Consider the following 18,317-nt stretch of genomic DNA (forward strand, 5'->3'; position numbering starts at 1 on the left):
TGTTTGGCCTAACCCGGCGGTCGGCTGTGTGATCGTGCAGGGCGGCCGCGTTGTGGGCCGCGGCTGGACCCGGCCGGGCGGCCGCCCTCATGCCGAAACCGAAGCGCTGGCGCAGGCCGGTGAGGCCGCACGCGGCGCCACCGCTTATGTGACGCTCGAACCTTGCGCCCATCACGGCAAAACTCCGCCGTGCGCGCAGGCGCTGATCGATGCCGGGCTGGCGCGGGTTGTTGCGGCGATCGAGGACAGCGATCCGCGGGTGTCCGGGCACGGTTTTCAGATGCTGCGCGATGCGGGCATCGCGGTGGCCACCGGGATTTGGGCGGCACAGGCGGCGCGGGATCATGCCGGGTTCTTTCTGAAGACCGAACAGGGCCGCCCGCTGGTGACGCTGAAGCTGGCAAGCAGTTTTGACGGGCGCATTGCCACCGGATCGGGCCAAAGCAAATGGATCACCGGACCGGAGGCGCGCCGTGCCGTGCACGCAATGCGCGCGCACCATGACGCGGTGATGGTCGGCGGCGGGACTGCGCGGGCGGATGATCCTTCGCTGACGGTGCGGGACTTGGGTGTGGACCACCAGCCGGTGCGGGTGGTGATCTCACGCCATCTGGACTTGCCGCTGATGGGGCAACTGGCCCGTACCGCCAGGGATGTGCCGGTCTGGCTGTGCCACGGTCACGGCGCTGATCATGAGCGGATCCAGGCCTGGGAAGGGCTGGGCGCAAAGCTGATCCCCTGTGCCTCGCACGGGGTGCAATTGGACGCTGCGGATGTGCTGCAGCAGTTGGGTCAGTCGGGGCTCACGCGGGTGTTCTGCGAAGGTGGCAGTGCGCTGGCGGCGTCGCTTCTGGCGTTTGATCTGGTCGATGAGCTGATCGGATTTACCGCCGGACTGGGTATCGGTGCCGAGGGGCTGCCATCGATCGGTGCGCTCGGCATCGGCCGGCTGGAGGAAGCGCCGCGGTTTGAGCTGGTTGAAACCCGCCCCCTCGGCAAAGACATCCTGCACCGCTGGACCCGCGCACTGCGCTGATCATCCCTTATTCCGACAAGGCAGCCTTTCCCGTCCGTCGGCGGAGCATGTGTCATGCTCTACGCCCAAGGCCGCCAAGGGCGGGCTGGCGTCAGTCAGGGTGCGCTGCGGGCGCGGGAGCCTTCCGTTTTAAGCTTGCCAGGGTGGTCTGCGCCACAGATGGGCGTAGGTGGCGAATAGTCCTTGAAGTTTGGAGAGCAGACGGTTGCCAACCCCCGGGTGCGGCAAGTGCCCTTCGCGCAGGCGCATCACCGCCACTTCCACAGGGCAGGGCTGGGCGGTCACCGGGTCGAAATAGCGCGGGTAGTCGATCAGCGCCGCATGGACGAGGCCCAGGAGCGTGACGCGGGCTTGCCGCCACGGCGGCACTGGAGCCAGATCGGCAGTCAGGCCCCAGCCTCCGTAAAACGGTGTTCCCAGCGTGGTGACCGGCACCCCGCGCAGCAGCGCCTCAAACCCCAGAAGAGAGGTCATCGTCCAGACCTCCTGCACCGCGCCCAGCAGGGCCATGGGGTCCGCACGGGAGGCAACCGCATCGGCCAGCCCCTCTGCCGCAACCTGGCCCTTGCGCAGGCCCGCCTCCACATCCGGATGCGGCTTGTATATAATCACCGCCTCCGGGTTGGCCTGACGCACCGCGCGCAACAGATCCAGGTTGGTTCTCACCGCACCGGCGCCGCAAAGGATCGAGGCGTCATCCTCCACTTGGCCAGGCACCAGGATCCGGTGGCCCTCGGGCAGGGCCTGGGCGGTTCCGCCGAGATTGTATTTCGACACGCCGCCCTGGACCAGAGACCGCACCAGATGTTCGGCCCGCAGCTCCTCTGCCTGGGTCATCTCAACCCGGCGGGCAATCAGCGTGTCCAGATCCGACGGCTGGCGCGGGTCGTAGTAGATCCCCTGGCGGTCAGTCACCAGCGACAGAGGCGGCACCAGTTCCGCGCCCAGCCCGCGGGACCGCAGAAAGCCGTCCTCTACCCGCACAGCGCCGTCATGCGCCGCGTTCGTCTTGCCGGCCCAGACCATCCGCATGCGCCCGCTTGCCTGCGCCCTGGCCGGGTCTTCTGTGAACAGCACCCGCGTCTCGGCGCCAAAGAACCTCTGCAGGGGCTTGCGCTTCCACATCCGCATGCCCGATGCGGTCCAGCCGCGGTGATCGTCCCGCCAGGCCCGCACCCGTGCCTCCAAGTTATCAAGAACTGTCTCCAGATCACACAACTCATCCCGGAAAGGGTTGTACCACTTCGGATAGAGAATCATCGCGGCTGCAAACAGTTGAGCCCGCGTCAGCCGCCGCTGCCTGCGGGGGGGCGGGGCGTCGTCAATGCTCAGCCCCCAACCCGCGTAGAACGGCTGTCCGAAGACACGCGGCTTGTGGCCTGCCAGGATTGCTTCAAATCCCAGCTGCGAGGAGACAGTATAAACTCCGACGGCCCCCTCCAGCAGCGCCCAGGGCGATACACTGGCGGTGAACAGTTCCACCCGCCCCTGCGCGTCCTTGGCATCGTAATAACCCGCCCGGTAACCGCGCAATGTCTCAGGGTGAGTCTTGATCAGCACCCGCGCGCCAGGGTGCTCTTCCTGGGCAAAGGCAAGCATTTCCAGAAACCGCGCCCGATCAGCGCGTGATGCAGTGACCGAGGCGTCGTCGCGCGCCTGATCCGCAACCAGAACATAGCCCGGTTCCGGCACCGGGGTCGCGGGATCAAAGGCGTTGTATTTGCTGAGATTGGCATGCTTGAGCCGGGCAATCGCATCGCGTGCCCGGCGCATCAGATGCGCGTCATCCAGCGGGTGGCCGGTCAGCATCTGTTCCAGCTCCGACGGCTGTTCTGCGTCGAAATGCACCCCTGCCTGATCCAGTAGCAGCCCCAAAGGCGGCTCGCCTGCACGGCCGGGGTAGAGTGAACGCAGAAAGGCATCCTCGACCCTAACCAGCCCGCAGCCGCGCTGTTCGGCGACTGCAATGCCCCGGTGCGCAGTGGGCGAGGCGCCCCAGATACCAACCAGATCCTCGGCCTGCGGCAGCCCCAGCCGGATGCCATAACCGCAATGCTGCAGAATCCGCCGCACCCGGCGCTGGGTCAGAAAACCGCCGTTGAAAACAAAAAGCCGGGAAGACGTGCTCCCGGCTTCTGTCCGGCCTAGCATCAGGCGCATTGGCTGATTAATCGCCCAGGGCGGCCGACACGCTCGACAGCGACCCCACCGGCGTCACAAGCAGCGAGATGGTCTTGGTCCACTGGGCGTAGGGTGCTTCGGTGACATAAAGGGTGTCGTTGTCGCGGATCACGAAATCGCGGGCGACAAACAGCCCGTTCGGCTGGGTCAGGTTCAGCACATAGACCAACCGCTGCGCGCCGATCAGGTCGTCGCGGCCCAGCACCTGGTTGGCGATCTCGGCCGGCTCATTGCGCAGCACAAACACACCGGTCGGATCGGAGGCGGTGGAAATCAGCCCGCCGACCTGGGCGATGGCTTCCAGCGCCGAGAGGTCCTGGCTTTCGAACGGCACCCGCGCTTGGGCTGAGGTCGCGCCCAAGGCGGTGAAGGAGCGGGTGTCTTCTTCCACCAGGATACGGTCGCCGCCGCGCAGGGCCACGTCCAGCTCCGGATGGTCGAACAGATCCTGGAACCAGATCTTGCCCTTTTCCTGACCCCGGATCACGGTGACCTGGGCGATTTCCGGCGAGATTGTCACGCCGCCTGCCTTGGCCAGCATGGAGGACAGGGTCCGGGTCGGGCGTTCGATCGGATAGACGCCCTGGCCGCCGACAGCGCCCGTCAGACTGACCGTGGCACCGTCACCGGCCAGGCGGCGCACCTGAACCTGCGGGTCGGGGGTCTGGTCTTCTAGCTTTCTGGTGATGGTCTCGCGCAGCTGGTCGGGGGTATTGCCGGAAGCGCGCAAGCGGCCTGCGTAAGGCACGAAGATATAGCCGGCGCTGTCGACTTGAACCTCCTCCAGCACGGTGGAGTTGGTGGCCTCGGCCGCCAGCAGCCCGTCATCCACATTCTCCCAGACCGTCAGCCCTAGCACGTCTCCGGGACGGATGGTGTCCGAGGTGAGCCGGCCCGCAGAGGTGAAGCCGGAAGAAAAGCCAAGGGCCGGAACAACGGCTGTGGCACGGGCGACGCGGTCGTTGACGGATACGATGAAGGCATCGCCTTCCCGCTGCACGGATCCGGCAAAGATCTGGCGCTTGTTAGGGCCGACCTTGGGCAACCCGCAAGAGACCGCAAGGGCAAATGCCGCAAGCATTGCCACCGGACGCGCCCAGCGAAGGGGAACGGATTTCACTGCTCGGTCTCCTCGACCAATTATTGTTTGCCTCAAGTTTTAGCGGCAACCTAACCTGCCGGCAGGGAAAAAGCCAGCCTCAGGGCCCGGTTGGTTCAGGTCACCAGACGCAACTGTTGCCGCGGTGCCGCTGTGCCCAGGCGCAGCGCATCATAGGGGTCCTCGTCGGCCAGCATCATGTCGGCGACTTGGCGCAGCAGCTGGCGGCGCCCCTCGCGGGAGTAGTAGCCGCCGGGCACTTGCGAGGTTTCTAGCAGGAAACGGCGGTAATCCTTGTAGGCGCGGCTGTCCGGGCGGCTGGCGGCGGCAAAGAAGTCCGCCAGGGGCTGCTCGGAGACAAACTCCGGCTTGCCGTAAACCGCGCGCCCGAACACCCGCAGAGGAATGCCGCGCCACAGCACCTGCTGGCCGGCGGTGGAATTGACGGTCACCGCAGTGCGCGCTTCGTTCAGCAGCCGCGCCAGCTTGCCGCCGCGCACATAATGAACCCGGTCTTCGATGCCGTGGTCGCGCGCCAGACGGCGCAGGGTGCGGCGCACCTGGGCGCGGCCGTCCTCCAGCGGATGCGCCTTGATCACCAGGTGATGGTGGCGCGGGGCGCCTTCGGCAAAGCCGCGGATCACCTCCTGCAGAAATTCGCCGATGCTGGAGAACGGCGAATGCATCTGAAAGGAGCTGTCATGCTCAAGCTGCAGCAACGCCAGATGATAGGGGAACCCGCCGTTGCGGATACGCCGTTCCGCCATCCGCCGCTCCAGCGCCTGGGCTGGCATCAGCAGCAACCGCTTGAGGTAAAGCCGGAATTCCTTGGTTACCGTCAGCGACCGGTGGGGGCGGAAATTGCGGTATTTGCGGTTTCGGAACATCACGAACCAGTGGTACAGCGCACCGTAGAACACGTGCTGGCGCATATCGCCCCAATGGGCCGGCGGCAGCGGCGTCTCCATGTCGGACAGCGCCAGGGCTTGCTGCATTTCCGCAACGCCCATCTCCATCAGCCGCGAATGGCCATTTGCGCCGCCGCGCTCGTAAGTCACCCAGTAGGGGCGCAGATAGCCTTCTTCAAAGACATGCACGGTGAGGCCGCGCTGTTGCGCGGCCTCGATCGCGCTGGCGTGAAGCGGGCGGGTGTCGCCATACAGCACAATATCAGTGATGCCGCGGCTATCCAGCAGTCCGGCCAGAACATCCGGCCAGTCCTGCAGGCTGCCGGTGAAGGGAATATAGCTGTCCTTGCCGCGCCAGAATGCCTGATCGCCCGCATTGAACCCTACCCGGGCCACATCGCAGCCCGCCGTCCGCAGCATCCGGCCGAGCGCGGCAAAAAACGGACCGTGCGGGCCCTGCAGAAACAGAAAGCTGCGGTGATTCATCGGGGGGGCTTGGCACCTCAGTGTCAGATGGGCAGTGGCAGTCTCAAGAATTGATTACCAAGTGACTGGGGCGAAACTATGGCCGCCGGGGACGGTAAGGCAAGCCAGGGCTTGTGGAGCGCGCGCAGCTTGGCTACCTCTGCGGCAGGAATGACATACACCTGCGGGGAGCGGACCCATGTTTACTGGCATCATCACTGATGTAGGCATCATTGCCGAACTGGAGCAGCAGGGCGACCTGCGCGCCCGCATCACGACCAGCTATGACACGGGAACCATCGATATGGGGGCTTCCATTGCCTCTGATGGGGTTTGCCTCACGGTGGTCGCGCTGGGCATTGATTGGTACGATGTGCAGATTTCTGCAGAGACGATCTCCAAGACGAATATTGATACCTCGGGCAACCACAAGGGCTGGTTTGTCGGGAAACGGGTCAATCTGGAACGCGCGCTGAAGGTGGGAGATGAGCTGGGAGGTCATATCGTCTCCGGCCATGTGGATGGCGTTGCCGAGGTGGTGGAGTTGCACGATGAGGGGGATAGCACCCGCGTCACCCTGCGCGCTCCGAAGGACCTCGCACGCTTCATCGCCCCCAAGGGCTCGGTCGCGTTGAACGGCACCTCGCTGACAGTAAATGATGTGGACGGCTGCGACTTCGGCATCAATTTTATCCCGCACACCAAGGAAGTCACCACATGGGGCGATGTGAAGCTGGGTGATCTGGTGAACCTGGAGATCGACACGCTGGCGCGCTATGTTGCCCGGCTTAACGAGGCCGGCTGACCAGCTTCTTTCTGGGGGAAATACTCCAGGGTGAAACGGTCAGGCCGAGGGGCACTGCCCCTTGTCAGCATCCAGGATCCTCCCGTTTCCTCGGGCTGCATTGAAACGCCGCCGGAGGCGTTGGGCCGGGCGCATCGCTGGCGCGGGTGTGCGAACCCCCCCTGCTGTCAGCCGCCTGAGCTGCCGATAAGGGGCGGGTCATTGCCAGTGCGGGCTGTGCATCCGCGCACAGGCCGCGTCCGGATCCCGTGTTGCCGCTTGCGGGACTGGCATTTGCTCCGTCTGTGGGCTATCTGGCAGGGAAAGAACCCGCAGTGCCAGGCGTGCTGCCCATGCGCATTGAAAGGCTGCCATATGAGCTTTGAAACACCGGGGCCGGTTGAGGCGCAATTGCGCGATGCCATCAGCCCGATTGAAGACATCATCGAAGAGGCCCGCCAGGGCCGCATGTTCATTCTTGTCGATCATGAGGACCGCGAGAACGAAGGCGACCTGGTGATCCCGGCGCAAGCTGCGGATGCCGCTGCGATCAACTTCATGGCCACCCATGGCCGCGGCCTGATCTGCCTGACCCTGCCGGCCGAGCGGATCGAAGAGCTGGGTCTGCCGATGATGGCACTGCATAATTCGTCGCGCCACGAGACCGCCTTTACCGTCTCGATCGAGGCGCGTGAGGGCGTGTCCACCGGCATCTCTGCCGCGGATCGCGCACTGACCGTGGCCACTGCCATCGACCCGGAAAACACCGCCGCTGACATCGCCACTCCCGGCCATGTGTTCCCCCTTCGCGCTCGCAGGGGCGGGGTTCTGGTCCGTGCCGGCCATACCGAGGCCGGCTGCGACGTGGCCCGCCTGGCTGGCCATTACCCGTCTTCGGTGATCTGCGAGATCATGAAGGAAGACGGCACCATGGCGCGGCTGCCCGATCTGGTGGAATACGCCGCGACGCACGGGCTGAAAATTGGCACGATTTCCGACTTGATCACCTACCGGGCCCGCAACGACAATCTGGTGACGGAAACCTCGCGCGAGACCGTGACCTCGGAAATCGGCGGCGACTGGGAGATGCGCCTGTTCACCGACCAGACCCACGGCATCGAGCATGTGGTGATGATCAAGGGCGACATAACCACGCCGGAGCCGGTTCTGGTGCGCACCCATGCACTGCATGAGGCAACGGACATCCTGGGCCTTGGCCCGAAATCAGCCCGCCAGCTGCCCCGCGCGATGGAGATCATTGCCGAGGAAGGCCGCGGCGTGGTGACCCTGTTCCGTCAGCCGCGCAATGCGCTATATGCCAATGAGGAAGACGGCGCGCGGACAGTGACCATCAAACAGACCGGCATCGGTGCGCAGATCCTGTCAAGCCTGGGCTTGAACGAACTGGTCCTGCTGACCGACTCGCCCTCGACCAAATATGTCGGGCTGGATGCTTATGGGCTGTCCATCACCGGCAGCCGCCCCATTCTGAAGGACGCATGAAATGGCTGGACATGAAACCCACTACACCCTGCCGCGCGCCGAGTTTGACAAGCCGGTAAAAATTCTGATTGTGGTGGCGCCCTACTACAAGGATATTGCCGACAATCTGGTGACCGGTGCCGCGGCTGAAATCGAGGCTGCGGGCGGAACCTTTGAAATCGTCGAAGTGCCCGGTGCGCTGGAAGTGCCCACCGCGATTGCAATCGCCGACCGCACCTCGAATTTTGACGGCTACGTGGCGCTGGGCTGCGTGATCCGCGGCGAAACCACCCATTATGACACCGCCTGCAACGACAGCAGCCGCGCGATCCAGCTGATGGGCCTGCAGGGGCTGTGCATCGGCAATGGCATTCTAACCGTGGAAAACCGCAAACAGGCCGAAGTGCGCGCCGATACCGCGGATCAGAACAAAGGCGGCGGCGCGGCAGCTGCGGCCTTGCATCTGATCGCACTCACGCGTAAGTGGGGCGCCCAGACCAAAGGCATCGGTTTCAAGGCGCCCACCGGGGCGTACCAGGTCGCCGGAACAGACAACGGATCCACCAGCGCATGAGCACCCAGGACAGCCGCCCCAAGGGCAACGGCAAGAATCAGATGAGATCGGCAGCCCGGCTATATGCCGTGCAGGCGCTGTTCCAGATGGAGCATAGCGGCCTTACCTTCGACAAGGTGATCGTCGAGTTTGAGGACCACCGTTTCGGCGCTGTCTATGAGGGGGACGAAATGGCGGAGGGGGACAACAAAGTCTTCCGCAAGCTGATACGCGAAGCCGTGAACCATCAGGCGCAGATCGACCAGATGACTGACCGGGCGCTGGTGGCGAAATGGCCGATTGCCCGGATCGATCCCACCTTGCGCGCGCTGTTCCGCGCCGCGGGTTCAGAGCTGACGCAATCCGACACCCCGCCCAAAGTGGTGATCAACGAGTTTGTCGACATCGCCCGCGCCTTCTTTCCCGAAGGCAAGGAGCCGAAATTCGTCAACGCGGTGCTGGACCACATGGCGCGCGAAGCCAAACCGGAAGCCTTCTGAGGCGGTAATTTCGGGTATCGGTTAAAAAAAGGGCGCGCTGCAGGGTGCGCCCCTTTTTGTTTGCTGGCTAACGGCCCGCAAGGGGTGCGGCAAATTCCGCTCATTCCTCCGGAAGCGCTGGACGGCGTTGCAAAGACTGATAACCTCTTGTTGCAATTCTGGAGGACCGAGATGCCTGAACTGGTGAAGATGTATATCCGCAACGTCGTGATCGGCTTTGGAATCGCGGCTGTCTTTGTGGCGCTGCTGCTGTGGTTCGATGTGATGAACCTCTGGGCGCTGGTCTCCGGGTCTGACGCGGGCCTGCTGGCGGTTTTCCTGTTGTGGTTCATGCATGGAATCGTTTTTGCCGGCGTGCAGTTCGGCTGGGCGGTGATGGCCATGGCCGAAAAGGATGGCGGCCCCGGCCGCGGCACGCCGGTGGTAAAGGAATTCCAGCCGGTGCGGGTGCCGGCTGATCAGCCTTCTCAGCGCCAGCACCAGTTGCGCAGTGGCCGCTGAACCTGGAACAAGCTGTTATTGCAGCCCGCGCTTTCCATCCGGAAGGCGCGGTTTTTGGTTGTGGGATTAGGGAAAATGCGGCGGGACCACCAAACAACCGTGCGGCTTTGATTCCCGGGGACCTGTATGTACAGGTGGGCGCCAGGTAAACGGACCAGGGTCCGAACAGAGCCAGCTCCCGTGGAATTGCTTAAGGCCACTGGAATGCTGCCTGTCACAAGAAGGGCAGAACCCGCCAAGGCCGTAAATAGTCTTCCCGGACTGCTGTTACAAGGGGAACGCAGCGCCGGCAGGCGAATTCCGGGTAAATCCGCAGGATTGCAATTTGTTCCCTGATTGTTCACATTCTCCCGCATGATGGAGGATCTGCAGCCCGGACAGAAACTCGCCCGCGGGGTCGCGCGCTACCTGCGCTCGCTGGGCTATGCGCCGCTGGAAGAATTTGTGCCGGTCCGGGGCTTGCGTGTCGATGTGATGGCGCTGGGCCCCAAGGGGGAGCTGTGGGTGATCGAGTGCAAGTCCAGCCGCGCTGATTTCCAGTCCGACAGCAAGTGGGAGGGCTATCTGGACTGGTGCGACCGCTTTTTCTGGGCGGTGGATTTGGCGTTTCCAACCGAGCTGCTGCCGGAGGGCTCCGGGCTGATCATTGCAGACCCTTATTATGCCGAGATCATCCGCATGGCGCCGGAAGATAGGCTGCCGCCGGCGCGCCGCAAAAAGCTGATTCAGAAGTTCGCGATGGATTCCGCCCGCCGCCTTCAGGCTCTGCGCGATCCGCGCCTTGGCTGCGACGGGCTGCTGCTGGGCGGCGCAGCAGGCGACACGCCGGAGGAATGAGTACTGGCGGGCCTCTAGCGCCCGCAGGTGCCCCGCTTGCGCCGGGGCACGCTTGGCGGCCTTGGGCCCGGCAGCGCACCTGCGGCGCGCTGGATGCGCTCTTGATGCTGCCTTGTCAGAGATCAGGCAGAGAGGGCGTGCCGCGATGGCTGTGTTACTTGACGCTGCGCGCGGCTTGGGCTGCGGCGCGGATCTCCTCGGCGATCTCCTCGGCTTCTTCCGGGTCGAAATCCATCGGGATTTCAACGCTGCCGGTATCAATGAAAATCCGCACCATACCCTGATCGGTCGGGCCGATTTGCATGTTTGCCTCGATGTCGCGTTCGGTGTTGATACTCATAGTACACTCCAATGCCGGTCAGCGGATTGCGGCCGGTGCTAGCCCGGGGCAGGCTGAAACGCAAGCCGGCTTTGCGTTATGCTGTTTGCATGATGAATGTGACCCTGCGCCGATTCGCTCCAACCGACATGCAATGGCTGGCCGCCCGCCACCAGGATCTCTACGCCCGCGAGGCCGGGTTCGATGACACCTTCGGTCCGCTGGTCGCCGATATTCTGCACAGTTTCTGCGCTGACCACGATCCTGCCTGCGAACGCGGCTGGATGGCGGAAGGCGGCGGCGAGCGGCTGGGCACGGTGTTTTGCATGAAAAAGGATGCCGCCACAGCGCAGCTCCGGCTGTTCCTGCTGACGCCTGCGGCGCGCGGCAAGGGGCTGGGCAAGCGGCTGCTGCGTGAATGCATGGCGTTTGCCCGTGCAGCCGGGTACCAGGGCATGATGCTGAAAACCCATGAAAGCCACCAGACCGCCTGCGCGCTTTACCGGGCTTTCGGCTGGCAGCTGACGGACAGCCGTCCGGTGCACAGCTATGGGCAGGATCTGGTGGAGCAAACCTGGCGGTTGTCCTTTCCGGTTTCAGACAGTCAGGCACCTTGATTGAAGCGGAAAAATGCGCTTGTTTGCAACGGGTTGTGGGTCACTTTAGGCCGCGCACTGCGGCCGGGTCCGGACCGTCGGACCAGGCAATCCGGTGCGGCGGATTTCTGCGGCGGAAAGGAAAAAAAACCTCTTGCACGCCTCCGGGACGTGCTATAAATGACCCCACAGTGCCGCCTTAGCTCAGTTGGTTAGAGCGCCTGATTGTGGATCAGGAGGTCCCCCGTTCGAGCCGGGGAGGTGGTACCACCCAATCCACCAATTCGGTCAATCTCTGCTGCGGTACCGGTCCAGGCCTGTGCAGGGCGCGGTTATTGCAGCCGCAATCTAAATGCGGGTTCCCTCCAATCCAAGTTCCACCGGCTGCTAAACGGTCGGCTGGTTTGCGTCTCTCGTCCAGCCCGGAAGCCAGAATCGCGGGGGGATCGGCAGGGGAGACGTCAGACCACGCAATTCGGTGCGGGTCTGCGGTTTGCTGCGGGGGCGGCAAGCGCACTGGCGCTGTGCCGGACGGTGCGGCCTGATCTGCTGGAGCACTTGCAAGAAGCGCTCCAGCAGCCCCCGGCAGCGGGGCAGGCCTTAATCGGTTGTGCTGGTGGTCGTTGTGGTGGTCCCGGTGCCATTGTCATCATCGGCAATGAGAACCAGGAACAGCACGCCTGCAACGGCTCCGGCGGTTGCCCCGGCTGACAGTCCGGTGTCCGGCAGACCGCCTGCAGCGGCCTGGGCCACAGCCTCGGTGCCCGGAGCCTGGCAGGTCACCTGCAGCGTACCGTTTGCCAGATAGGTGGCGGAGATCGGAACGCCGGCACCGCAGGCCACACGCCGCTTGGCTTCGTTCAACGCAGCGTCCGTGGCCTGCGCAAAAACGGGCGGTGCGGCAAGAGACAGCGGGATAATCAATGCCGCTGCCCGCAAGATACTGGTGACCATGATAAAACAACCTTATGCTATGGAACATCTTAAGGTTAATGAAGGCCCGGGTGCCAGGCAACATGGCGGCGCTGCAGCAGGGATGTTCCGGCAAGATGCCGCGCAGCTGCGGTCCCGCTTGGCGCGGTTCATCCGGGGGATGCGAGGGTAACGATATGTTAAAGACAGCCGTCAAGAGCTTGACCGCAGGGGTTTCCTGCCTGGGTCTTGCTGCAGCACCCGCACTGGCACAGGCCACCGGGCCCCTGGTCTACACGGTGGTGGTGCCCGCCGGGGAATTCGGTTCGGCTGCTTTTCTGACCGAGCTTTTGGGCACTCTGTCCGCTGCCAAGGCCTTCTGCCGCGCCACAGGCGATTCGGCACTGCAGGTCGATTGCCTCTCCGAACGGCTGGAAGCTGCTGCGGATGGCATCCCGGCGGGCACCGACTACGACGAGGTGCGCGGCGTGCTGCAGGACACCTCGGCCCGGCTGAAGCGGCTGGCCCGCCAGAACCGCGACCCGGGACGGAGCAGGGTCAGCGTCACCAGTTCCGCAAATCCCGCTGAACGCACCGCCCGGCCGCTGACGCCTGTCCGGCCGTCGGCTCAGGCCGCAGTGAACCGGGAAGCCGCCCGAATCTTCGAGGACGCAGGCACAGTTCTGCTGCGCAGCGCCGAAACCGCGCAGGAGCGGCAGGCCCAATACGCCCAGATCGCCGCGGCTATCGATTCCAACAAGGTGCTGCTCAGGTCCTGACCCCGCCGGGTCAGTCCTTGATCTGCACTTCCTGGCGCAGCGCGCCGGACTCGCGGTCGAAAATCAGGATGCGGTTGTCCTCGCTGACCACAGCAATCCAGCCGCGTCCCAGGGTTACTGCTTCGGCCTTTACCCCGTCGGGCAGTGCGATTTCTGCAGGCAGCGGCGCATCGCCTGCCTGCAAGCGGATGACAAGCAGTGAGATTATCAATACAAGCCCGCCAATCATCACCACGGTCAGCGTGGTCACCAGCCGCCGCAGGAACCGGATCTGCGGTGGTTCCTGTTGGGTTTCGGTCTCGGAAGGATCAGTCATGGGCAGCCGCCGGATTGAGTTTGTCATCGCGGAAAACCCGCCTAAGCGGCTTGATAAAGCGGTTTCGCGCGATGTGCCAGAGGAGGCGGCGCTGTCGCGCACCCGTCTGGCCCGGCTGATCGAAGAGGGGGCGCTGACAGTGGATGGCGCCGTGGTGCAGGATGCCAAGGCAAAGGCCGAGGCCGGCGCGCAAATCGTGATCACCGTGGAGGAGGCTGAGGACAGCCACATCGGTCCCGAAGACATCCCGTTGGAGATCGTGTTCGAAGACGACGACCTGATCGTCATCAATAAACCCGCAGGCATGGTTGTGCATCCGGCGCCAGGCTCCCCCTCCGGCACTTTGGTCAATGCGCTGCTGCATCATTTCGGCGGCAGCCTTTCGGGTGTCGGCGGCGTCAAGCGCCCCGGAATCGTGCACCGGATCGACAAGGAAACCAGCGGCCTGTTGGTGGTGGCGAAATCCGATGCCGCCCATCAGGGGCTGGCAGTGCAATTCGAAAAACACTCGGTGGAGCGCTATTATCAGGCGGTCTGCTATGGCGTGCCCGATGGCAACGACCCGCGCTTGCGCGGCGTCAAGGGCGCCAGTTTCGAACCCGGCAATATCCTCAAGCTCACCACCCAGCTGGCCCGTCACAAGACCGACCGGCAACGTCAGGCGGTACTGTTCCAGGGCGGCCGCCACGCGGTGACCCGTGCCCGCATCTGCGAGGGGTTCGGCAATCCGGCCTGCGCGGCGCTGATCGAATGCTGGCTGGAAACCGGCCGCACCCACCAGATCCGGGTGCATATGGCCCATGCCGGCCACGGGCTGGTGGGGGATCCCACCTATGGCGGGCGCCGCAAACTGGCGGCCAAGGCCTTGAACGAGGCCGCGCAGGCGGCTGTGCAGTCCTTCCCGCGCCAGGCGCTTCACGCTGCGGTTCTGGGGTTCGATCACCCGGTGACGGGCGAACCGATTAGGTTTGAAGCGCCGCTGCCGCAGGACATGGCAGACTTGCTGGCGGCGCTGCGCCAGTAAATTGCCAGCAATTAAGCGTGTTCCAGCATGTGATGCAATTCACAGACGCGCTTAGCCGGGCTAACATAGAAGAATTGCTTAAGCAGTCCTTGAAAAGGATTTGGCGCTAACACATATGCGCTAATGTTAAGTCCTTATACATTCTGGGAGGGACACTTTATATGGCGAATTATGCAAACCTGCCTGCCCCGACGCCCGAAGGCGGTCTGAACCGGTATCTCCAGGAAATCCGCAAGTTTCCACTGCTGGAGCCGGAAGAGGAATACATGCTGGCCAAGCGCTGGGTCGAGGAGCAGGACGCAGCGGCGGCCCACAAGATGGTGACTTCCCATCTTAGGCTCGCGGCCAAGATCGCCATGGGCTACCGCGGTTATGGCCTGCCGCAGGCCGAAGTGATTTCGGAAGCGAATGTCGGCCTGATGCAGGCGGTTAAGAAATTCGATCCGGAAAAGGGTTTCAGGCTGGCAACCTATGCGATGTGGTGGATCCGCGCCTCGATTCAGGAATATGTCCTGCGGTCCTGGTCGATGGTCAAGCTGGGCACAACCTCGGCACAGAAAAAGCTGTTCTTCAACTTGCGCAAGGCCAAGGCCCGCATCGGCGCCCTCGAAGATGGCGATCTGCGGCCCGAGAATGTCAAACGGATCGCAACCGACCTTGGCGTGACTGAGGACGAAGTGGTGTCGATGAACCGCCGCATGTCGGGCGGGGACGCATCACTGAATGCCACCGTCGGCTCCGAGGGCGAGGGCACGATGCAATGGCAGGATTGGCTGGAAGACGAGGATGCCGATCAGGCCGGCGATTACGAGGCCCGCGACGAATTGGAAGCCCGCCGCGAGCTTCTGGCCGCTGCGCTGGACGTGCTGAACGACCGGGAAAAGGACATCCTGACCCAGCGCCGTCTGATGGATCAGGCGGTCACCCTTGAAGAGCTGAGCGCGCAGTACAATGTCAGCCGCGAGCGGATCCGTCAGATCGAAGTGCGGGCATTTGAGAAGCTGCAGAAAAAGATGCGCGAACTGGCGAGTGAAAAAGGCATGCTGGCCGGCGCCTGATCCCCGCGCCCGGCGGCAGACGGATAAGGCGGTGCCGGGCACCGCCTTTTTTGTCAGCTGACAATGACGCTGGCTTTACGGCAGGGGTCCTGGTTCAATGGTTCGCGCGCGGAACATCGCGTCAGGCTTGCTGCCCTGAAAGCTGGCTGTGAACCCTGTCTGGCACGGGCCTGGCAATAGGGCTGGGTGCGCGGCTGAATGGGAGGCTGGCAGAAACGCTGGCTGACGGTTTTACGCGTGGCTGGCTGAAATCACTCTGGTTGCTGGCGTTGCTTGCGGTCTGGCTGTCCCGAAGGATGGCTGGAGAGCTGGCTGCTGGCGGCCTGGTGATTCTGGCTTGCGTGCAATTTCTGTTTTCTGTTTAGCCGCACCCAAGGCGCTGGTCAACAGAAAATGCAATGAAATCAATTAGTTGATAGATTTACTCGGGAATTGCTTTCAGGCAGCCCTAGGCAGAGCGCCTGTGCGGCCTTACATTCACTTCCTCTGGTACAGGAGGACGGTCCATGGCAGGCGGCTGGGCGCAGGACGGCGCAGTGAATGAACAGATTGAAGCGTCGATCAATGACGAGCTTGCGCGGCTGAAGGCGCAGAAACGCCCGGTGGGCGAAAGCCTGACCCATTGCGCCGAATGCGAGGAGCCGATCCCCGAGAAGCGCCGTGCGGCCATTCCCGGCGTCAAGCTCTGCATCGACTGCCAGCAGGAACGCGATGGCGCGCATCAGGCGCGCGGCGGCTTCAACCGGCGCGGCTCGAAAGACAGCCAGCTGAAGTAGCCGGGGCCGGCATTGCGGTCACTGCATCACAGCACGGCGGTCCGGGTGGCGCGCTGTCAGATAGGTCATCAGCGCCGCAACGGCAGCAGGTGCATAGCCTCTGCCTTGCGCGACGCGATCAATCATGAAGGCACCCAGGCCCAGGTCATCAGCGCGGACCAAGCTTAAGGTCTCATGATACAGTTGGTCTATTTGGAAGAAACCCACCGCGCGATCTGCCTCAAGGACGGCATGGAAATCCACGCCGTTCTCATTTTCTTCAAACGCCTGCGCCACGGTGCCGGGATAGCGGATCTGATCCGGCTCCACCTGAAAATGGGAAACCCTGTCAAATTTGCTGCGGGCAACCGGGCGCAGGGTAAGGGGCATCAGCCCTCCATTGCTTCCAGTTCATCAATGAAGCCGGAGATCATCGACAGGCCCTTGTCCCAGAATTTCGGGTCGGTGGCATCAAGGCCGAAGGGGGCCAGCAGTTCCTTGTGATGTTTGGAGCCACCCGCCTTGAGCATCTCGAAATACTTGTCCTCGAACCCTTCCGCGCCTGAGGCGTAGACCGAGTAGAGCGCGTTCACCAGCCCGTCGCCAAAGGCATAGGCGTAGACATAGAAGGGCGAATGCACGAAATGCGGGATATAGGCCCAGAAGGTCTCGTAGCCATCCATATACTCAAACGCCTCGCCCAGGCTCTCGGCTTGCACCGACATCCAGATGGTGTTGATGTCATCCGGGGTCAGCTCGCCCTCGGCGCGGGCCGCATGCAGTTTGCATTCAAAGTCATAGAACGCGATCTGGCGCACCACCGTGTTGATCATGTCCTCGACCTTGCCCGCCAGCAGCACCTTGCGCTGTTCCTTGGTCTCGGCCTTATCCAGCATCTTGCGGAAGGTGAGCATTTCGCCAAACACGGAGGCCGTTTCCGCCAGCGTCAGCGGGGTGGAGGACAGCATCTCGCCCTGTTCCGCTGCCAGCACCTGATGCACGCCGTGGCCCAGCTCATGCGCCAGGGTCATCACGTCGCGCGGTTTGCCGAGATAGTTGAGCATCACGTAAGGGTGCACATTGGTGACGGTCGGATGGGCAAAGGCGCCCGGCGCCTTGCCGGGCTTCACACCTGCATCGATCCAGCCGTCCGAAAAGAAGGGCGCTGCGATCTCACCCATGCGGGGGTCGAAGGCGTTATAGGCGTCCATCACGGTCTTTTCCGCCTGCTCCCAGGTGATGGTGCGGGGGTCTTCCAGCGGCAGCGGCGCGTTGCGGTCCCAGACCTGCATCACGTCCAGGCCCAGCCATTTTCGCTTCAGTTCGTAATAGCGGTGGCTCAGCTTGGGGTAGGCGGCGACGACAGCCTCGCGCAGCGCTTCGACCACCTCGGGCTCCACATCGTTGGACAGGTGGCGGCCGGTCTGCGGGCTGGGCATGCCGCGCCAGCGGTCGATGATTTCCTTTTCCTTAGCCTGGGTGTTGTGAACACGGGCAAAGGTTTTGACGTTGTCAGCAAAGACGGCAGCCAGTTCACGCGCTGCCGCCTCGCGTTTGGCGCGGTCCGGGTCGGTCAGCAGATTCAGGGTGCCTTCGATGGTCAGCTCTTCGCCATCGACGGTGAAGGTCAGGCCGGCGATGGTCTCGTCAAACAGTTTCTCCCAGGCATCGCCGACGATGCCGAGATCGTGCATGAACCGTTCCAGCTCATCCGACAGCTGATAGGGCTTCATCGCGCGGATGCGGCGGAACACGCTGGCATAGCGGGCAAGGTCCGCATTGGCGGCCAGATGCGCCTGCATCGCGCCGTCTTCGATCCGGTTCAGCTCCAGCGTGAAGAACACCAGCGGGGTGGTGGCCACGGTCACCTTTTCCTGGCAGTCCGACAGAAAGGCGGCGCGGCCGGCATCGGTGGTCAGCTGATAGTAGCGCAGGCCGGCAAACGACATGATGCGGCCGGCGATGTTGTTGATCTTCTCATTGCGCTCGACGCATCGCAGCAGACCGTCTGCGTCCAGATCGGCCAGCTTGCCCTCATAGTTGGCAGCAAAAGCGGCGCATTCCTGCTCAAGCCAGTCCAGATCGCGGGCCAGTTCGGGGGCGTCCTCAGACGCATAAAGATCGCTGAGGTCCCATTCCGGCAGATTGCCGAGGCCGCCGGAACCGGCGGTGGCGTTTGCGTCGCGAACGGGGAAGGGAAGCTGGAACATGC

At 63.4% G+C, this 18,317-nt stretch carries 20 protein-coding genes and 1 tRNA gene; 13 read left to right on the forward strand and 8 right to left on the reverse strand.

Annotated elements, in window-relative coordinates; genetic code table 11:
* Positions 1-1,036, forward strand: a 1,036-nt coding sequence (ribD, locus tag VOI29_RS06125; RefSeq protein WP_323776809.1) for a bifunctional diaminohydroxyphosphoribosylaminopyrimidine deaminase/5-amino-6-(5-phosphoribosylamino)uracil reductase RibD, incomplete at its 5' end; no start/stop codon positions are given.
* Positions 1,037-1,165: 129 nt separating this feature from the next.
* Here ribD and VOI29_RS06130 read toward each other — a convergent pair.
* From VOI29_RS06130 to VOI29_RS06140, 3 genes are all read right to left on the reverse strand, one after another.
* Complete coding sequence (locus tag VOI29_RS06130) at positions 1,166-3,196, reverse strand: capsular polysaccharide biosynthesis protein (protein WP_323776811.1); 2,031 nt, start codon at positions 3,194-3,196, stop codon at positions 1,166-1,168.
* A gap of 7 nt (positions 3,197-3,203) precedes the next feature.
* Complete coding sequence (locus VOI29_RS06135) at positions 3,204-4,337, reverse strand: polysaccharide biosynthesis/export family protein (RefSeq protein ID WP_323776813.1); 1,134 nt, start codon at positions 4,335-4,337, stop codon at positions 3,204-3,206.
* Between the two features lie 95 nt (positions 4,338-4,432).
* Positions 4,433-5,710 carry a capsular biosynthesis protein gene (locus VOI29_RS06140; RefSeq protein WP_323776814.1) on the reverse strand — a complete coding sequence of 426 codons (1,278 nt, stop codon included), beginning with the start codon at positions 5,708-5,710 and terminating at the stop codon, positions 4,433-4,435.
* Positions 5,711-5,888: 178 nt separating this feature from the next.
* Here VOI29_RS06140 and VOI29_RS06145 point away from each other — a divergent pair, with 178 nt between their 5' ends.
* From VOI29_RS06145 to VOI29_RS06170, 6 genes are all read left to right on the forward strand, one after another.
* Positions 5,889-6,494 (forward strand): riboflavin synthase, encoded by a 606-nt coding sequence (locus VOI29_RS06145; protein WP_323776816.1) that lies wholly within the window; start codon positions 5,889-5,891, stop codon positions 6,492-6,494.
* A 354-nt stretch (positions 6,495-6,848) separates the two neighbouring features.
* Complete coding sequence (gene ribB, locus VOI29_RS06150; protein ID WP_323776818.1) at positions 6,849-7,976, forward strand: 3,4-dihydroxy-2-butanone-4-phosphate synthase; 1,128 nt, start codon at positions 6,849-6,851, stop codon at positions 7,974-7,976.
* A gap of 1 nt (position 7,977) precedes the next feature.
* Positions 7,978-8,529 (forward strand): 6,7-dimethyl-8-ribityllumazine synthase, encoded by a 552-nt coding sequence (locus VOI29_RS06155; protein ID WP_323776820.1) that lies wholly within the window; start codon positions 7,978-7,980, stop codon positions 8,527-8,529.
* Entirely contained in the window at positions 8,526-9,008 is a 483-nt protein-coding gene (gene nusB, locus VOI29_RS06160) for a transcription antitermination factor NusB (RefSeq protein ID WP_024090825.1), read from the forward strand. Before VOI29_RS06155 ends, nusB begins: the two co-directional genes overlap by 4 nt.
* Positions 9,009-9,179: 171 nt before the next feature.
* A complete protein-coding gene (locus VOI29_RS06165) occupies positions 9,180-9,509 on the forward strand; it encodes a hypothetical protein (protein ID WP_323776822.1) in 330 nt (109 codons plus the stop codon).
* A gap of 354 nt (positions 9,510-9,863) precedes the next feature.
* On the forward strand, positions 9,864-10,346 hold the full coding sequence (locus VOI29_RS06170; RefSeq protein ID WP_323776824.1) for an MmcB family DNA repair protein: 483 nt from the start codon (positions 9,864-9,866) through the stop codon (positions 10,344-10,346).
* 154 nt (positions 10,347-10,500) lie between these two features.
* Here the strand turns inward: VOI29_RS06170 and VOI29_RS06175 are convergent, their stop codons facing one another.
* Positions 10,501-10,686 (reverse strand): DUF6324 family protein, encoded by a 186-nt coding sequence (locus tag VOI29_RS06175; RefSeq protein ID WP_044008416.1) that lies wholly within the window; start codon positions 10,684-10,686, stop codon positions 10,501-10,503.
* 89 nt (positions 10,687-10,775) lie between these two features.
* Between VOI29_RS06175 and VOI29_RS06180 the strand changes: the two genes are divergently transcribed.
* Both VOI29_RS06180 and VOI29_RS06185 read left to right on the forward strand, forming a co-directional pair.
* A complete protein-coding gene (locus tag VOI29_RS06180; protein ID WP_323776829.1) occupies positions 10,776-11,282 on the forward strand; it encodes a GNAT family N-acetyltransferase in 507 nt (168 codons plus the stop codon).
* Positions 11,283-11,454: 172 nt separating this feature from the next.
* Positions 11,455-11,531: transfer RNA gene (locus VOI29_RS06185), tRNA-His, on the forward strand.
* Positions 11,532-11,861: 330 nt separating this feature from the next.
* Here the strand turns inward: VOI29_RS06185 and VOI29_RS06190 are convergent.
* A complete protein-coding gene (locus VOI29_RS06190) occupies positions 11,862-12,215 on the reverse strand; it encodes a hypothetical protein (protein ID WP_323776831.1) in 354 nt (117 codons plus the stop codon).
* A gap of 155 nt (positions 12,216-12,370) precedes the next feature.
* Here VOI29_RS06190 and VOI29_RS06195 point away from each other — a divergent pair, with 155 nt between their 5' ends.
* On the forward strand, positions 12,371-12,952 hold the full coding sequence (locus VOI29_RS06195) for a hypothetical protein (protein ID WP_323776833.1): 582 nt from the start codon (positions 12,371-12,373) through the stop codon (positions 12,950-12,952).
* Positions 12,953-12,962: 10 nt separating this feature from the next.
* On the opposite strand, the gene VOI29_RS06200 is transcribed toward VOI29_RS06195, so the two are convergent.
* Positions 12,963-13,268: a DUF6476 family protein gene (locus tag VOI29_RS06200; RefSeq protein WP_323776835.1), complete on the reverse strand. Its 306-nt coding sequence runs from the start codon at positions 13,266-13,268 to the stop codon at positions 12,963-12,965.
* Here VOI29_RS06200 and VOI29_RS06205 point away from each other — a divergent pair.
* From VOI29_RS06205 to VOI29_RS06215, 3 genes are all read left to right on the forward strand, one after another.
* Positions 13,267-14,292 (forward strand): RluA family pseudouridine synthase, encoded by a 1,026-nt coding sequence (locus VOI29_RS06205; protein ID WP_323776837.1) that lies wholly within the window; start codon positions 13,267-13,269, stop codon positions 14,290-14,292. The genes VOI29_RS06200 and VOI29_RS06205 overlap by 2 nt on opposite strands.
* Positions 14,293-14,453: 161 nt before the next feature.
* Positions 14,454-15,350, forward strand: coding sequence for an RNA polymerase sigma factor RpoH (gene rpoH, locus VOI29_RS06210; protein ID WP_323776839.1), 897 nt, complete (start codon positions 14,454-14,456; stop codon positions 15,348-15,350).
* Between the two features lie 506 nt (positions 15,351-15,856).
* Positions 15,857-16,126 carry a DksA/TraR family C4-type zinc finger protein gene (locus tag VOI29_RS06215; RefSeq protein WP_323776841.1) on the forward strand — a complete coding sequence of 90 codons (270 nt, stop codon included), beginning with the start codon at positions 15,857-15,859 and terminating at the stop codon, positions 16,124-16,126.
* Positions 16,127-16,144: 18 nt separating this feature from the next.
* Here VOI29_RS06215 and VOI29_RS06220 read toward each other — a convergent pair whose 3' ends face one another.
* Positions 16,145-16,495, reverse strand: a complete 351-nt coding sequence (locus VOI29_RS06220) for a GNAT family N-acetyltransferase (RefSeq protein ID WP_323776843.1) — start codon at positions 16,493-16,495, stop codon at positions 16,145-16,147.
* Positions 16,495-18,315, reverse strand: a complete 1,821-nt coding sequence (locus VOI29_RS06225; RefSeq protein ID WP_323776845.1) for a M3 family oligoendopeptidase — start codon at positions 18,313-18,315, stop codon at positions 16,495-16,497. The genes VOI29_RS06220 and VOI29_RS06225 overlap by 1 nt, the downstream gene beginning before the upstream one ends.
* Positions 18,316-18,317: the final 2 nt, after the last annotated feature.

This window comes from Leisingera sp. (genome assembly GCF_034669605.1).
Lineage (GTDB): Bacteria > Pseudomonadota > Alphaproteobacteria > Rhodobacterales > Rhodobacteraceae > Leisingera.

Excerpts from the sequence above, each read along its gene's own strand:
- VOI29_RS06130 (WP_323776811.1), bottom strand. The coding sequence starts at position 3,196 with ATGCGCCTGATGCTAGGCCGGACAGAAGCCGGGAGCACGTCTTCCCGG.
- VOI29_RS06140 (WP_323776814.1), bottom strand. The coding sequence starts at position 5,710 with ATGAATCACCGCAGCTTTCTGTTTCTGCAGGGCCCGCACGGTCCGTTT.
- VOI29_RS06145 (WP_323776816.1), top strand. The coding sequence starts at position 5,889 with ATGTTTACTGGCATCATCACTGATGTAGGCATCATTGCCGAACTGGAG.
- ribB (WP_323776818.1), top strand. The coding sequence starts at position 6,849 with ATGAGCTTTGAAACACCGGGGCCGGTTGAGGCGCAATTGCGCGATGCC.
- VOI29_RS06155 (WP_323776820.1), top strand. The coding sequence starts at position 7,978 with ATGGCTGGACATGAAACCCACTACACCCTGCCGCGCGCCGAGTTTGAC.
- nusB (WP_024090825.1), top strand. The coding sequence starts at position 8,526 with ATGAGCACCCAGGACAGCCGCCCCAAGGGCAACGGCAAGAATCAGATG.
- VOI29_RS06165 (WP_323776822.1), top strand. The coding sequence starts at position 9,180 with ATGCCTGAACTGGTGAAGATGTATATCCGCAACGTCGTGATCGGCTTT.
- VOI29_RS06170 (WP_323776824.1), top strand. The coding sequence starts at position 9,864 with ATGATGGAGGATCTGCAGCCCGGACAGAAACTCGCCCGCGGGGTCGCG.
- VOI29_RS06175 (WP_044008416.1), bottom strand. The coding sequence starts at position 10,686 with ATGAGTATCAACACCGAACGCGACATCGAGGCAAACATGCAAATCGGC.
- VOI29_RS06180 (WP_323776829.1), top strand. The coding sequence starts at position 10,776 with ATGATGAATGTGACCCTGCGCCGATTCGCTCCAACCGACATGCAATGG.
- VOI29_RS06190 (WP_323776831.1), bottom strand. The coding sequence starts at position 12,215 with ATGGTCACCAGTATCTTGCGGGCAGCGGCATTGATTATCCCGCTGTCT.
- VOI29_RS06195 (WP_323776833.1), top strand. The coding sequence starts at position 12,371 with ATGTTAAAGACAGCCGTCAAGAGCTTGACCGCAGGGGTTTCCTGCCTG.
- VOI29_RS06205 (WP_323776837.1), top strand. The coding sequence starts at position 13,267 with ATGGGCAGCCGCCGGATTGAGTTTGTCATCGCGGAAAACCCGCCTAAG.
- VOI29_RS06200 (WP_323776835.1), bottom strand. The coding sequence starts at position 13,268 with ATGACTGATCCTTCCGAGACCGAAACCCAACAGGAACCACCGCAGATC.
- rpoH (WP_323776839.1), top strand. The coding sequence starts at position 14,454 with ATGGCGAATTATGCAAACCTGCCTGCCCCGACGCCCGAAGGCGGTCTG.
- VOI29_RS06215 (WP_323776841.1), top strand. The coding sequence starts at position 15,857 with ATGGCAGGCGGCTGGGCGCAGGACGGCGCAGTGAATGAACAGATTGAA.
- VOI29_RS06220 (WP_323776843.1), bottom strand. The coding sequence starts at position 16,495 with ATGCCCCTTACCCTGCGCCCGGTTGCCCGCAGCAAATTTGACAGGGTT.
- VOI29_RS06225 (WP_323776845.1), bottom strand. The coding sequence starts at position 18,315 with ATGTTCCAGCTTCCCTTCCCCGTTCGCGACGCAAACGCCACCGCCGGT.